General features: G+C 42.7%; 11 protein-coding genes and 3 pseudogenes. 8 read left to right on the top strand and 6 right to left on the bottom strand.

What is annotated here, in order from left to right; genetic code table 11:
* Nucleotides 1-123 precede the first annotated feature (123 nt).
* The 7 genes and pseudogenes from CSQ79_RS22405 to CSQ79_RS22375 all read left to right on the top strand — a co-directional run bounded on the left by CSQ79_RS22405 (nt 124) and on the right by CSQ79_RS22375 (nt 8,312).
* A complete protein-coding gene (locus CSQ79_RS22405; protein ID WP_099703341.1) occupies nt 124-1,368 on the top strand; it encodes a bifunctional folylpolyglutamate synthase/dihydrofolate synthase in 1,245 nt (414 codons plus the stop codon).
* A gap of 121 nt (nt 1,369-1,489) precedes the next feature.
* Nucleotides 1,490-3,379 carry an ABC transporter ATP-binding protein gene (locus tag CSQ79_RS22400; RefSeq protein WP_099703340.1) on the top strand — a complete coding sequence of 630 codons (1,890 nt, stop codon included), beginning with the start codon at nt 1,490-1,492 and terminating at the stop codon, nt 3,377-3,379.
* Between the two features lie 249 nt (nt 3,380-3,628).
* Nucleotides 3,629-4,633 (top strand): rod shape-determining protein, encoded by a 1,005-nt coding sequence (locus tag CSQ79_RS22395; protein ID WP_099703339.1) that lies wholly within the window; start codon nt 3,629-3,631, stop codon nt 4,631-4,633.
* Between the two features lie 383 nt (nt 4,634-5,016).
* Complete coding sequence (gene mreC / locus CSQ79_RS22390) at nt 5,017-5,820, top strand: rod shape-determining protein MreC (RefSeq protein WP_099703338.1); 804 nt, start codon at nt 5,017-5,019, stop codon at nt 5,818-5,820.
* Between the two features lie 49 nt (nt 5,821-5,869).
* Nucleotides 5,870-6,433 carry a rod shape-determining protein MreD gene (mreD, locus tag CSQ79_RS22385; protein ID WP_099703429.1) on the top strand — a complete coding sequence of 188 codons (564 nt, stop codon included), beginning with the start codon at nt 5,870-5,872 and terminating at the stop codon, nt 6,431-6,433.
* 175 nt (nt 6,434-6,608) lie between these two features.
* Nucleotides 6,609-7,675: pseudogene (ribD, locus tag CSQ79_RS22380) on the top strand (bifunctional diaminohydroxyphosphoribosylaminopyrimidine deaminase/5-amino-6-(5-phosphoribosylamino)uracil reductase RibD).
* A 49-nt stretch (nt 7,676-7,724) separates the two neighbouring features.
* A complete protein-coding gene (locus CSQ79_RS22375) occupies nt 7,725-8,312 on the top strand; it encodes a hypothetical protein (RefSeq protein WP_099703337.1) in 588 nt (195 codons plus the stop codon).
* A 7-nt stretch (nt 8,313-8,319) separates the two neighbouring features.
* On the opposite strand, the gene CSQ79_RS22370 is transcribed toward CSQ79_RS22375, so the two are convergent.
* The 3 genes and pseudogenes from CSQ79_RS22370 to CSQ79_RS28365 form a co-directional block, all read right to left on the bottom strand.
* Nucleotides 8,320-8,538, bottom strand: a complete 219-nt coding sequence (locus CSQ79_RS22370; RefSeq protein ID WP_099703336.1) for a hypothetical protein — start codon at nt 8,536-8,538, stop codon at nt 8,320-8,322.
* 431 nt (nt 8,539-8,969) lie between these two features.
* A pseudogene (locus CSQ79_RS28700) lies at nt 8,970-9,259 on the bottom strand (oxidoreductase dimerization domain-containing protein); the annotation flags it as partial.
* Entirely contained in the window at nt 9,258-9,392 is a 135-nt protein-coding gene (locus CSQ79_RS28365) for a hypothetical protein (protein WP_289501440.1), read from the bottom strand. The pseudogene CSQ79_RS28700 and the gene CSQ79_RS28365, both read right to left, overlap by 2 nt.
* A 167-nt stretch (nt 9,393-9,559) precedes the next feature.
* Here CSQ79_RS28365 and CSQ79_RS29040 point away from each other — a divergent pair.
* Nucleotides 9,560-9,957: pseudogene (locus CSQ79_RS29040) on the top strand (type II toxin-antitoxin system VapC family toxin).
* Between the two features lie 52 nt (nt 9,958-10,009).
* On the opposite strand, the gene CSQ79_RS22355 reads toward CSQ79_RS29040, so the two are convergent.
* The 3 genes from CSQ79_RS22355 to CSQ79_RS22345 all read right to left on the bottom strand — a co-directional run bounded on the left by CSQ79_RS22355 (nt 10,010) and on the right by CSQ79_RS22345 (nt 14,944).
* Nucleotides 10,010-10,798, bottom strand: a complete 789-nt coding sequence (locus CSQ79_RS22355; protein ID WP_289501437.1) for a TVP38/TMEM64 family protein — start codon at nt 10,796-10,798, stop codon at nt 10,010-10,012.
* A 701-nt stretch (nt 10,799-11,499) separates the two neighbouring features.
* Entirely contained in the window at nt 11,500-12,282 is a 783-nt protein-coding gene (locus CSQ79_RS22350; RefSeq protein ID WP_289501436.1) for a TIGR04283 family arsenosugar biosynthesis glycosyltransferase, read from the bottom strand.
* Nucleotides 12,283-12,757: 475 nt separating this feature from the next.
* Nucleotides 12,758-14,944 (bottom strand): lytic transglycosylase domain-containing protein, encoded by a 2,187-nt coding sequence (locus tag CSQ79_RS22345; protein ID WP_099703334.1) that lies wholly within the window; start codon nt 14,942-14,944, stop codon nt 12,758-12,760.
* Nucleotides 14,945-15,021: the final 77 nt, after the last annotated feature.

Below are 15,021 nucleotides of genomic sequence, written 5' to 3'. Positions count from 1 at the left end.
CAACACTTCACGACCCTCTCAGACTCAAAACTGAGAACTCATAAAAGGCGCGGACTTCATACTAAAGATTATATACTCCTCAACACGGTGTATGTTGAAAGCTAGGAGCTAGTCGTCAAAACAGTGGACATTGATTCTCTTTTACAACCTTTTCAACGCTTCGGCGTTCACTTGGGATTAGAACGTATTGAGCAATTATTGGCAAATCTAGGTAATCCACAGCAGCGAGTACCGATAATTCATGTTGCTGGAACAAATGGTAAAGGATCGGTGTGTGCTTACTTATCTTCAGTATTGACTCAAGCTGGTTACTGTGTGGGGCGCTACACTTCCCCTCATCTCATCGATTGGACTGAGCGAATTTGTATTAATGAAAAACCTATTACTCAGGAAAAATTAGCAGAATTGTTGTTGCGGGTGCAACAGGCGATCGCCTTACAGCAGGAGACACCGACGCAGTTTGAAGTTTTCACAGCAGCAGCTTGGCTATACTTTGCACAACAGCAGGTCGATGTTGCAGTGGTAGAAGTGGGTTTGGGGGGGCGTTTGGATGCGACTAATGTTTGCGCGACACCACTTGTTAGTATCATTACTTCGATTAGTCGAGAACATTGGCAACAGTTAGGTCCTACTTTGACAGATATTGCGCGGGAAAAGGCAGGAATTTTGAAGCCTGGATGTGCAGCAGTTGTGGGACCTTTGCCACTAGAAGCAAAAGTAGTGGTGCAAAAGAGAATTCAGGAGTTGGGGTGCGTGGACGTGTGGGTGGAGGCTGCGGAGGTACGAACCACACAGACGCAGAGTCAAGAATGTGTAGAGTATGGGGGTGTTCAGTATCTTTTGCCGTTGCTGGGGGAGTTTCAGTTGGTGAATTCGGCGTTGGCGATCGCTACTCTACAAATCTTACAAAAAAAAGGTTGGCAGATATCATCAGAAGCGATCGTGCAGGGTATAGCGAAAACTCAGTGGTTGGGGCGGTTGCAATGGTACACTTGGCAGGGTCGCGAGTTGTTAATTGATGGAGCGCATAATCCAGCTGCGGCTCAAGTTTTACGGCAATTTGTGGATACTTTTGCTGTTGATTCAGTAACTTGGGTAATGGGAATGCTATCGACAAAAGATCATAGGGAAATATTTGAGGCTTTGTTGCGATCGCACGATCGTTTATTTTTAGTTCCTGTTCCCGATCATAGTTCAGCCGATCCAGAACAATTGGCACGACTTGCCCAAAAAATCTGTCCTAACTTATCAGAGTGTTCTACTCATAAAGATGTAGAATCCGCCCTAACATCTGCAATCGCTGCACCGTCTCGTCTTGTTGTGCTGTGTGGTTCGCTTTATCTCGTCGGTCATTTTCTTAGTTTGTAAAAATGTATAGTTTCTTCGATTCACTCGCTCCTCGCTCCGGACTTCGTCCCGCTAAACGCTAACGCTCCTCACCCCTGTTAAAATCCAGTTAATTTTTAGTTAACCTCCCATAGTAAATCTTATGAGTAATGATGTTTTGGATGTTCGGAATCTGCAAATTGAATTTTTGGGTGATGAAAGGCAAGTGAAGGCTGTTGACGGAATTTCGTTTCAGGTACAACGCGGTCAGACACTAGGAATTGTAGGAGAGTCTGGTTCAGGGAAATCTGTTACATCTTTGGCTGTCATGGGGTTGATTCCGTCTCCAGGCGTGATTACAGGTGGCGAAGTTTGGTTTCGCGATCGCAATCACAGTAGTGAACTAATAAATTTATTGGAACTGCCACCCGAACGCATGCAACAATATCGTGGCGGAAAAATTGCGATGATTTTTCAAGAACCGATGAGTTCGCTTAACCCAGTCTATACAATCGGGTTTCAGTTAATAGAAGCACTGCGACAACATCAAAATATTTCCCAAAAAGAAGCAACAAGACAAGCGATCGCGCTTTTACAGGAAGTCAAATTATTGCCAAGTGATGATGAGTTACGTCAGCAGTACACAGATACAATGCAAGGTCATCGTCTTGATCAGCGTCAGCGCGAGTTATTTGTTCAACAGCAAAAGCAGGCAATTCTCGATCGCTATCCTCACGAACTTTCTGGCGGTCAATTACAGCGCGTCATGATCGCGATGGCAATTTCTTGCGATCCTGCACTATTAATTGCAGACGAACCAACAACTGCACTGGATGTCACAGTGCAAGCGACAATTTTAGACTTGCTTAGGGAATTGCGCGATCGCCGTCAAATGTCGATGATGTTTATTACTCACGACTTGGGAATTATTGCTGAAATTGCCGATTCAGTTGCTGTCATGTACCAAGGCAAAATTGTAGAGTATGGTTTAGCTGAGCAAATTTTTACACATCCTCAACATCCATACACCAAAGGTTTGCTCGCGTGTCGTCCAACTTTAGACAGGCGATCGCAGTATCTTCTCACAGTCTCTGATTTTATGAGTGTGGGATTAACACGCGCAGGTGACGTCGAAATTCAAGCCAAAGAACCAACACTACCACCACAAATCAGTTCAGAAACCTTAGCGCAACGCTTGACAAATTTAAAACAACAATCACCACTCCTTCAAGTTCAGAATTTGCAAGTGGGCTTTCCCATTCGTGGCGTCTTTGGTCGAACTAAACGCTACTTTCTTGCTGTGAATGGCGTTTCTTTTGTCGTGTACCCTGGCGAGACATTAGGATTAGTAGGTGAGTCGGGTTGTGGTAAAACAACGCTTGGTCGTACTTTATTGCGGCTTGTTGAGCCAATGGGGGGACAAGTTTTCTTTGAAGAACGGGATGTCACAAACCTAAAAGGACGTCCTTTGCAACAACTCCGGCGGGAGATGCAAATTATTTTTCAAAATCCCTTTAGTTCGCTTGATCCGCGCATGAAAATTGGTGATGCGGTCATGGAACCACTCGTGATTCATGCTGCAAGTCAATCATCTCGTCAACGCCGCGATCGCGCTGCTTATTTATTAGATCGGGTCGGTATTGATCCCAAACAAATGAATCGTTATCCGCACCAATTTTCTGGAGGTCAACGGCAACGCATTTGTATTGCTAGAGCACTCGCACTCAATCCCAAGTTTATTATTTGTGATGAGTCGGTGTCATCATTGGATGTCTCGGTACAAGCACAAGTCTTGAATTTGTTGAAAGAATTGCAAGCTGAGTTTAATCTGACCTATATTTTTATTTCGCACGACTTGAGTGTCGTTAAGTTTATGAGCGATCGCATCTTAGTCATGAATCGCGGACAAATCGTTGAACAAGGTGCTGCTGAAGAAATTTATAGCGATCCGAAAGAAACATATACGCGATCGCTGATTGCTGCAATTCCTACAGGCAGTCGCGACCGAATTCAAACACGTCCTGCGTTAGATCGGGTAATAGGTAATGGGTAATTTGCTTATAAATAGTTTTATCAATCACCAGTTACCTAGGCTAGCAGTAAGACTTATTTTCGCCTACTACTTACAATTAAAGATAAAAAAGAATTTATTTCGACTCGACTAGACTGAGAACACTAGACATAATAGAATCCTGCACGATTAGACATCGTAAAGTCGGCTATACAAGAATTTATCTCGCGTTGGGGAGTGAAAGGCGTGGCTTTTTTAGGTTTTTTTAATCGGTTGTCATTATCAAAAGACATGGGTATTGACCTTGGTACTGCCAATACCCTGGTATATGTATCTGGTAAAGGCATTGTCTTACAAGAGCCTTCTGTGATTGCAATTGACAAAAATGGCAAAATGCCTCCAGCAGTGGGTGAAGAAGCTAAACGCATGATGGGTCGTACACCTGGAAATGTGACTGTAACGCGCCCTTTACGCGATGGTGTCATTGCTGATTTTGATACGGCTGAACTGATGCTTAAGCATTTTATTCAACGCGTACATGAAGGTCGCATTGTCTCCCCGCGCATGGTTATTGGGATTCCTACAGGTGTCACAGGTGTAGAACGACGCGCGCTGATGGATGCAGCTACTCAAGCAGGTGCTAGAGATGTGTTTTTGATTGAAGAACCTATAGCGGCTGCAATTGGTGCTGGAATTCCTGTCACGGAGGCGGTTGGTAACATGATTATCGATATTGGTGGAGGAACAACTGAAGTCGCGGTGTTAAGTCTTTTTGGCACAGTTGTGAGTGAATCAGTACGAGTTGCTGGAGATGAACTCAATGAAGCGATCGTGCAGTACATGAAGAAAATCTACAACTTGGTCATTGGCGAACGTACTGCCGAAGAAATTAAAATTCGGATTGGTTCGGCATATCCTATGCGGAATGACGAAGAAAATGTCATGGAGGTACGCGGGTTGCACTTGCTATCGGGTTTACCACGCACTGTGACAATTAAAGAACCCGAAATTCGCGAAAGTATGTCAGAACCATTGTCCACGATTATTGAAGCAGTGAAGCGAACGCTCGAACGAACACCTCCAGAACTTGCTGCTGATATTGTTGATCGTGGAATAGTTCTCGCCGGTGGTGGTGCTTTACTCAAAGGGATAGATACATTAATTAGCCATGAAACAGGTATTGCTACTCATATTGCAGCTGATCCCTTAAGCTGTGTTGTCTTAGGCACAGGTCGCGTTTTAGAAAAATTTAAACAAATGGAACCTGTATTTAGTGCGCGATCGCGTACGATCTAAGTTAACAGGGGTCGGAGATCAGAGGTTAGGGAAATTCCCTGATATGAAGCTTTGGGAAAATCTAATGGCAATATTGGAGGTGCGGATTTTTCTGTGACCCTAACCCCTGATTCCTAACTCCCGACCTTTTCTTTAGCAAAGTCTACACAGTAGCCACTCTTAAAGGATATAACAGAAAGCGTTTCTTCCTATAGCAATGGTCAATATGGTAAAGACATTAGCGGTTAGTTGCTAGTCACCCTCACTCACCATGTTAATTCAGTAATCAAGCGGATTGGATATAACTTTTACCCCTGACTTCTGAACCGTAGGTCTGCGTAAAGCGCGTCCTCTGACCACTGCTATACAACTGAATCACAAGCTAGAAGCTGACTGCAAAAACTATGTATATCATTCGTCGCTGGTGGGAGCGCTATGCTCTAACACTAGTGCTGGTAAGTTTGTCTTTCGGTACTGCCTGGGCAATTCGCCATACTCAGGGAGCAGTTGTTGTTGAAGTTTATCAAGTATTGACACGTCCATTTCAGTCTAGTTCCAATCAAGACATATACCTATACGATGCCAGAGTGCAAGAACTGGAAACACGCATAGTAGAACTAGAAAATAAAAACCAACAGCTTGAAGAGTTGTTGGGATATGTCAATCAGATTAATAACAATGAAAAAGATTCAACGCAGCAGGCAATTACAGTGCCAGTTATTGGTCGCAGTGCAGATCAGTGGTGGCAACAAGTCACTTTAGGACGCGGCAGTCAAGCAGGAATTCAAGTTGGTGATATTGTAACTGCTCCTGGTGGACTAGTTGGTAGAGTTACCAGTGTCTCTCCTCACACAAGCCGTGTATTGCTAATTAGCGATCCGACAAGTCAATTTGGTGTCACAATTAGCCGTAGCCGCTTTATGGGGTTCTTGCGCGGGCAATCTGCAAATTATGCTGTCATGCAGTTTTTTGATAAAGTTCCTGATGTACGTCCAGGAGATGCGATCGCAACATCGCCTTATAGCCAAATTTTTCCCGCAGGTATACCTGTAGGAATTGTCGAATCAATCGACCTCAAAAAAAGTCCAGCTCCAGAAGCGGTAATTGCCCTTTCTGCACCAATGCCTCATCTAGAATGGGTCGTTGTTTCAACGAAGAAGAAACCAGGAATCGAAAATCAGAGACCAAAGCTATCTGCTGACCTTTGAACTCTGACCTGTGACCCCTCCTCATCTGCCACAAGGAGATATCAAAATCTTGAACCGTATTTCTCTAAGGCATTTGTACAAACGTCAGGCGATCAATTGGCTTGTAACTGTTGGTTCAGTTTTGTTGTGCTTACTGCTATCACCAATGCGCTTACCTGGAATGGAATTAGCGGGGATTGCTCCTAATTGGCTATTAATCTGGGTTGTTGCTTGGAGCATTAAGCGTACAGCTGTTCAGGGAGCGATCGCCGGAGTTATTGTTGGTTTACTGCAAGATGGTATGACAGCACCTGTTCCCTCACATGCTCTGAGTTTGGCTTTAGTAGGAATTGTGACAGCTCGCTTACATAAGCAGCGCTATCTTCAGGAAGACTTTATTTCGGTTGCTTTGATTGTCTTTGTGATGGCAGCATTCACTGAAATAATGATCGCAGCTCAATTTAGCATCTGGAGTGCGGCGATCGCAGGAAAATACACTGCGACAGTCAGTCATTTTGGCAAAATCTGGACATACTACCAGCGTGTTGCCTTAGCTTCTGCGATTGTGAGTAGCCTATGGGCACCAGTGGTATACTACCCCCTAAATCGTTGGTGGACAAAAATGAAAGATTGATTGAGAGCATTGCTGATTTTTTATAATATAAGCCCAGAATCCTGAATACTTTCTCGCCCGATTTAATGAAATTACTGCAAGCACTATTCAAGAGGAAAATAACTTACAGGTGAAATCATTCTCCCAAGCAGATTTACAACCAGAGGGAACTGCTATCACCGATTTCGATCGAGTGATGATGCAGCGGTGTTTGCAACTAGCGCGTCGTGCTTTAGGACGCACTGCACCAAATCCGTTGGTCGGTTCTGTGATTGTTCAAGCAGGAGAAGTTGTTGGTGAAGGATTTCATCCAGGTGCAGGTCAACCTCATGCTGAAGTTTTTGCTCTACGAGATGCAGGCGATCGCGCTTGTGGTGCTACTGTATATGTCAATCTAGAGCCTTGCAATCACTATGGCCGTACTCCCCCATGTTCTGAGGCTTTAATTGCAGCAGGAGTGGCAAAAGTGGTGGTTGGAATGGTCGATCCAAACCCGCTTGTGGCTGGAGGTGGAGTTATGCGGTTACGCAATGCTGGGATAGAAGTTGTTGTCGGTGTGGAAGAAGAAGATTGCCGTCAACTCAATGAAGGTTTTGTGCATCGCATTCTCTATCAACGACCGTTTGGTATTTTAAAGTATGCTATGACGCTGGATGGCAAAATTGCAACAAGTAGCGGTCATAGTGCTTGGATTAGTAACCAAAGTGCCCGAAACTTAGTTCATCAGCTCCGAGCAGCGTGTGATGCGGTAATTGTAGGCGGGAATACAGTACGAAAAGATAATCCTCGGTTAACTAGTCGTCAGGCAGAAGCACATAACCCTTTACGAGTTGTGATGAGCCGCACTCTTGATTTACCGACTGAAGCTTATTTATGGCAAACTACAGAATTTCCCACGTTGGTGTTGACGCAAAAAGGCGCAAATCCCGATTTTCAACAGCTACTATGGCAAAAAAATGTTGAGGTGATAGAATTGCCATCACTCACACCAACTCAGGCAATGGCACACTTGTACGAGCGAGGTTTTTCATCAGTATTGTGGGAATGTGGCGGAACATTGGCTGCACAAGCGATCGCTGAAGGCATGGTACAAAAAATCCTGGCGTTCATTGCGCCTAAAATTGTCGGTGGTAGCAACGCACCATACCTATTGGTGACTTGGGCTTGACAAATATGGCTCAAGCACTTGCTCTCGAACGAGTGCGCTGGCAAACTATAGATTCAGACTGCTTGGTTGAAGGTTATTTACCTCAAGAAAAGTAACTTTTTGATGCAGAAATCTTCCCCTTAATTGCAATAATAGACATTCAATATGCTCGAAATTGTACTTTACAGTTTGTTTGTCGGTAGTTTGGGTTTGCAGGCTGTGACACTTGGTGGCTGGATGCACTGGCAACAATATTTAAGAGCTAATCAAGAGGAGGAGGAGGAAATCTTGACGCAGTACGAAACTAGAGAAAATACAATAGTAGAGCCACTGCCAAATGGTGCTACTAAACAACTTAAAGATCCTCGTCTAGTCGGCTGGGAATTTAAAATTGTCCGTGCTAACCGCAACGTATTCCGCAATTCACAAGTTCTGCAAAAGTTGTGTCAAGAAGAAGCTGAATCAGGCTGGATTTTGTTAGAAAAACTTGACGATCGCCGTGTTAGATTTAAGCGACCAATTGCTTTACGGGAAATTATTAAATCAGAATATCTCAAGCACGAACCTTATCGCAGCCATTACGGTTCTTCATGGCAACCGTGGAATTGGGTTGCTGCGATCGCTGTCTTAGTGGCGATGACTTTACCTGCTTATCTGGGTTATGCCTTAGTTTCTCGCACCTTTGCATCTTCGAGTCAAACGGAACCCACACCCGCTACGTTTCCTCCGCTTGAACCGTCATCTGAGCCTTAAGCTTTTGTCAAGAAGGTTGTCGATTTTCTGCTAAATCGCGAATTAAGTTGAGTCGCGAACGAATATAGTCGCTGAGAACATCGAGTTCATTTTGATTCAGCGACGTTTTCATCTTTGTTTGCTTGAGTAACCATTGGATTAAGTGTGCATCGTCAAGTCTTAACAAAGTGTGTGACTGAGTTGTTTCAACTACAGACCAAAGCTGACGCAGGACTGTGGGAGTCATAAGACCTCTGCTGAAAAATTAAGATTTCCTTTACTTTTAAGAGAATAGCGAATCGATCCGCTATTGCGGAAAAGAACACACAACACGATACAAGAGTTACAAATTACTTAACAAAGCGATGAATAACTTGACACAGTCTCATGCTTTGGTCTTATGGAGTTGCGCTAAAAGTTCATACTTAGGTACAGAAAGTGAGGAAATGGCAGTTAAAGCTGTTTAAGTTTTCCCTATGGCACTTGAAAGAGAAACTCAAAATAACCTACGTAGAGGTATTTTACCAGTTTATGAGTAAAGTCATCCTATAAGCGTACTAGAAGAAGCTACTCTCTGGGAGGCATAGCGACACAAATACTCGAATATTGCCTGGTAATTCTTGTTCTTCATGTCTAACTAATGTTAAATATGTCCATCAGCCATTTTGGCAAAGGTAATTAACATTTTGTGAGTAAACCTAAGAATTTTTGCGATGTTGGTGTTAAGAGCGTACGACGATAAGCATCTACGGCTTTTTAACTTGCTTCAGCTTGTGTAGGATAAGGATGAATCACACTCGATAAACCATTTAAACCAACCTTATTTACAATTGCAGTCGTCACTTTACTAATCATCTCTCCAGCATAATGAGCTAAAATTGTCGCTCCGAGAATTCCATCAGAACTGTTTTATGATGAATTTTGACAAAACCTGATTTTTTCCCATCAGCGATCGCACGATCGACATTACCAATGACAACGAGATCTTAGCGATCGCGCTTGTTGCAGAATAAACCAATTAGGCGGATGAACGGAAGAAATCAACTTGTTGTCATATTCATCCATCGGTGGAATAGTAACTTTTTGAAAGGCTGATGACATGGCTAACTCCTAATTGCTTAAGTGAATAAGTTTTGACCTAAATAGCTAAGTCATAAACTTGCTCTAACCTTACTAGCTCAATTAAAATAGACTTAGTTTTTAGAAGCATGAAAACTGTAAACATCCATACCAGAAGAAATTTTGGCAGCCTTCGAGGGAACTGAGGCGTGAGATTGCTAGATACACAGTGCTGGTTGTGGTGGTTTGCCCAACCAGAACGTTTGAATGAAACTGCGATCGCTCACATTGCTGATGAAACTAATGAATTGTGGTTCTCTGTTGCCAGTATTTGAGAGATAAGCATCAAAGTTGCACTTGGAAAGTTACCCTTACCGGAACCGATAGATAGCTACATCTCAGATTGTATAGTGCAATTGGGAGTGCGACCGCTAGGAATTACAGCACTGGATGCTTTACGAGCAAGTATGTGTTGCCTCTACATCATCGAGATCCTTTCAATAGAATGCTGATCGCACAAACTCAGATAGAAGATATGATGCTTGTGAGTGCCGACTCAACATTTAACCAGTACGATGTTTCTATCCTTTGGGCAGCTAATCCGTAAAAACTTACCTGTCATGAAGCTCAAGCAACTTTTAGTTCAAGTCATGTGCAACTCAACATTTTGACTCATTTAAATTCACTTCAGTTTCCTGGTGTGTAGGCTCCAAAACTTGCTCTTCTAAAGCCCTACGAGCTAATTTAGTTACATACAGCGTGACGGCTACTGTAGCGATAAATCCTAAGATCCGAATCGTCCATTGCACAGCAAGATTATCAGGTTGAGCTTCAGTGCCAATTGTGGCAATATTCCCAGCTAAAGAACCGATATAAACGTACATAATTGTGCCAGGAATCATTCCTACTGAACCGATAAAGTAGTCCTTTAAAGAAACTCCTGTGACGCCATAAGTGTAATTCAACAAATTAAAGGGAAAGATCGGAGAAAGTCGCGTTAAGAGAACAATTTTGAGTCCTTCTCTGCCAACAGCTTGGTCAATCGCCCGAAATTTTTTGTTACCCTCAATTTTATTAGCAACCCATCCCCGTGCTAAATAACGCCCGACGAGAAAAGCCGCTGTCGCTCCTAACGTTGCACCAATAAAAACGTAGAATGAACCTAAAAAGACACCAAAAACAACACCAGCACCAAGCGTAAGAATCGAACCTGGTAAAAAAGCGACAGTTGCAACGATGTAGAGAAGGATAAATGCGATCGCGCCAACTGTACCAAGACTATCAATCCACTCCAAGGCATTTTGCAACCATCCTTGAGGATTAAACGTAACTCCATTGGCGTTTTGTGCCAAAGCTGAATTGGCAGTAACAAGGGCAATGCCAAAGGTAGCCAGTGTCAAGATAGTTAATCGAAATAGCCTATTTAATCTAAGACGACTATTTTTCATGATTTTAGTGGTGGTTAGTTTCATTGTGGATTATTTGCCTCTGAAATACTTTGGTTGAGAGCTTTTTTAGCAAAGTGCATCATGTAAACTGTTATGGTCACTGTAGCCATTACCTCAATAATTCGCATTACCCACTGCATATGACCGCAATTGACGATGTCTACAAAAGTTCTTGTAGATTAAATTGTTTAACTGCGATCGCGCTCGATGGCAACTAAACTCCTGATGAGGATCAGTATGAGCCTGAAATGGTATCAGCGGTTGAATTGAGTCATGTTTTCCCGATTGTGAAGAAGCGATCGCCTAAGCGCTACTAACTTGCAACTTAATTTGGTTTAGGAAAATTGCTTGTAAGGTGAGTGAAGGTTACTTTGCCCATTTCACCAGGCATTTGACCGTGGGTTTGGTTTTGTGCATGATAAGCTGCTGCTAGTAGTTGAAAATCTACTTGAGTTTTCCTCTTTTAATCGCTCAAAACAATTAACAGCGATTCCTTTTTTAGCAACAAGCATCAATAACTTGTTTGTGTAGTTTCCAAGTCATCTGGCGTCTAAAGATTCATAAATGATACGAAGCCAATGTCAAAATGGATTTACTCAAATGTGACGATTGAAATAAAGAGACTAATTCTTAGAAAAGCAGCATGAATGCACAATAACTATTACTGTTGTGTTGGCAATTATTACAGTGTTTCTCATAATTTACTGTTTGAGAAAATTGATACTTGATATCAGTTTAGGAACTGACTTAAACAACTGACGTAGAGATAATTGCGATTGATGGTAATACCAGAAAACAAGTTTTTGAGGTGAAATCCCAAGTAAATATCCAAGAGTCACAATTTGATTAATCAGTGTTGTTTTCAAAACTCCTTGTTTCAACCACCGACGTGCTGAGGTGACTACAGGTACAGGAATAATTGCAATATATCCTCTGCATTTTAACCGACGTATCAGTTCAAAATCTTCCATAATTGGTAACTTTGGAAAGCCACCAAACTGGTGAAAAATTTCGGCTTTGAGAAAAATGGCTTGATCGCCATAAGGCATTTGTAAAAAGTGCGATCGCAAACTTACACCCCGCTCAATTAACCGCAGACTTCTCAAAGGTGCATCAATTTGTAATGCAAACGCACCTGCAATAGGAATTTTTCTACAACTCTGTAATGGATTTAGTGCAGCACGAATCATCATGTCAAAATGAGGAGGTAAACGGGTATCACTATGCAAAAATAACAGAATGTCACCTGTTGCTGCGGTAGCACCCATATTCATTTGACAAGCACGACCTTTAGGGGCTGATAATACTTGAATACCCAACGACTGAACGAACTCAAGCGTACCGTCGATAGAACCACCATCAACAACAATCACTTCTACATTGGTACTTGATTGGGTACTTGTTAGTATTTTTTGAATCATTCCCACCTCATTAAGAACCGGAATGATAATTGAAATTCTTTGAGGTGTTTTTGTTAAAATCACAAGTCTACGATTACTAACTTTCAACTAAAGTACCACCGCAACTAGAACCACATCCAGATGTACAGCCATAGTAATAAAGTGCAGTTTGGCTCTCGTCAATTAAGTTTAGATTTCTAGCTTAAGGCTTGATTTTGCAGATAGGAATCGAAAATAACAAAATTTTGATTGAATTTAACCATATCCTTTTTCAGGTTGGTTTCGGATCGCTATTGAAGCCAAAATGAAGAATTATAGACGCAAAATCTCTCTGAAACGCCTATTCCTTCGTGTCCTAGCCTAGCGCCTTCGCTACGCTAACGGCAACCCCTGCGGGGAATGTGGTTCGTTTTTTCATAATCTTGCGTAAGTCCTGGAATTAAATATGCCCATCAATGTCAGACTCTTCTGCTGTTGCGATTACTGTCGAACCATCACAAAGACTTTTTTATCCTGCTGGGGAAACTGTGATGACAGGAAGTATATCACTGTAATCAGTTTATTGTGGTGGTTGCGGTAAAGAAGACTGTTGACGCGCAGAGTATTTTGTAACCAATTGAGAGATTTCTGGATTATATAATCGCAGATAATTCCAGTAATTACCAAATACCTGTCTAACGTAGCCTCGAGTTTCTTCAAAAGGAATAGCTTCAACAAATTCATCAGGATCTCTGGTATTTAGAGTTCTTAACCATTTAGAAACATTTCCTGGACCGGCGTTGTAACTGGCGATCGCCAACATTGAATTATTGTCATATTGTTCGTGTGTGTGATCTAAATACCACGTACCCAAGCGCATATTGTCTTGGGGATTTTCTTTGTTGTACTCCTTCAAATCAATCTTCTGCGCAATCCATTCTCCTGTAGTCGGCATCACTTGCATTAAACCTACAGCACCCGCAACAGAACGAATTTTTGGCTCAAAACGCGACTCTTGGCGAATGAGTGCTGTCACCAAGAATGGATTGAGTTGACGCTTTTGCGACCAAGTTGTAATTTCCTCAAAGAAGGGAAATGGATAACGTGCTTGCCAATAAGTTAACTCTTGTCGCAGTACTTGATACTCTGTTTGATCTTGAGGCAATTCGCGATCTTCTAAAGTCGAAACCAAATTGATTCCTTTCAAATGTTGACCAATCGCAGTTCGCAGCAATCCATCAGTAAATTGTTCAGATACAGTGGGTTGGCGATCGTTCTGAAATTCCGTGCGCCACAACGCCCAAGCATCAGTATCTTGCCCTAATTGATAGAGTTCTTTTAAGGTATCCGATCCGGCTGGAAGCACAGCACGTTGTGGTGGTGTAATCTCAAAATTGAGTTGGCGGACAGTGTTAAAGTTACCAACTTCTAACCCCAGCATGGTTGCCGATCGCCAAGCATAATACGATTGGGGAAATTGACTTAATACATATTCAAACGCAGCTTTCGCTTCTTGTTGTCTTTCTAATTGCAGCGCCCATTTACCGATCCAAAATCCAGCACGAGGAGCCAAAATATTTTTTGGGTTACTTGCAGGAATCGGTTGCGCCCATTGCCATGCTCCTTGGTAATCTTTATTTGCAGCTTTTTGCAGTGCAATTTTCCAGCGGTACTCAACAGCAGCATCTGAACTACCATATTTTTCTAACAATAGTTGTCGCGTTTGCGCAGCAGATGTTTTATTGCCTAAGTTGTCGAGAATCGTCGCTTTTTGAGCTAAAGCTGCCCCTGCTTGTTGAGGAAATTGCTTGACAATCTGATCGACATATAGTAAAGCTTCTTTTGTATCTTGGGTAATTTGTACCAAATTTAATAAAGCTGTACTACTTTCTGGCGCAGTCGAAAACTCGCGCAGCAGTTGTTGATAAGCAGCGATCGCCTCAGTACGTTTGTTACTCAGTTGAAGACTTCGACCAATGCGATAGACATTCAACGCTGTACGCGGTGCTTGTCGATAAGCTGTTGCTGCTTTCGAGTAAACTTGGTTTTCCCAATAGGCACTGGCGATCGCTTCCCAATCTTGCGGCTGTAATTGTCCTGAGTATTTATTTATGAGTTGATCTAACACTGAAACAACTCCTGGCTGTTCGTAAGCGTGTTTTGCCAGTAGCAGCATTAACTGCGGTTGATTTGGATTTTGTTGCAGTAATGAACGCGTGATTTCAATCGTGCGGGGATGTGAGGGAAATTGCGCGATCGCCCTTTGCCAATATTGCGGTGTTGTTTTTCCCAAGATATACAATGCTTCGACTGTAACCGGATGCGAGGGAAATCGCTGCAGTAATTCTTGATATGTTGCTTGTGCGTTTGCCGTGTTACCGAGAACTTCGTAAGCTTGTGCGCGTTTGTAAATGATCGGTGCGGCTAATACAGAATAACTTTGTTCCAACCCATCGAGTAGTTGCAAGGCACTTTCAGCTTGCTGATTTTGCAGATAGTCACTTGCTAACACATAGCGGGCGCGATCGCGATCTTGAGATGGCGGTAACTGTGCGATCGCATTTAGTTGTACCATTCGTGCTGCAGGTGACAGTGACACTAATGGAAGAACCGACGATTTTGGATGATCTAAACTCATTTGCAGTGCATTGTCTTGTGGCAACTGCAACCAATCACTATTCGCGGCTAATAGTGCTACCCCAACAAGCATGGTACATAATCCTGCACCAGCAGCCAAAGGGACTCGGTTTTTCCAACGCTGCAACATAATTGTTTTCGGAAGTCACGCCTGATTTCCAGAAACTCTAACACTACTCCTTGTTAACTGGCAGCTGCTTTTGAGTT

It is taken from the genome of Gloeocapsopsis sp. IPPAS B-1203, from assembly GCF_002749975.1.
GTDB lineage: Bacteria > Cyanobacteriota > Cyanobacteriia > Cyanobacteriales > Chroococcidiopsidaceae > Gloeocapsopsis.
Note: the sequence above shows the minus strand (reverse complement) of the source record. Positions and strands in the feature narration are given on the sequence as shown.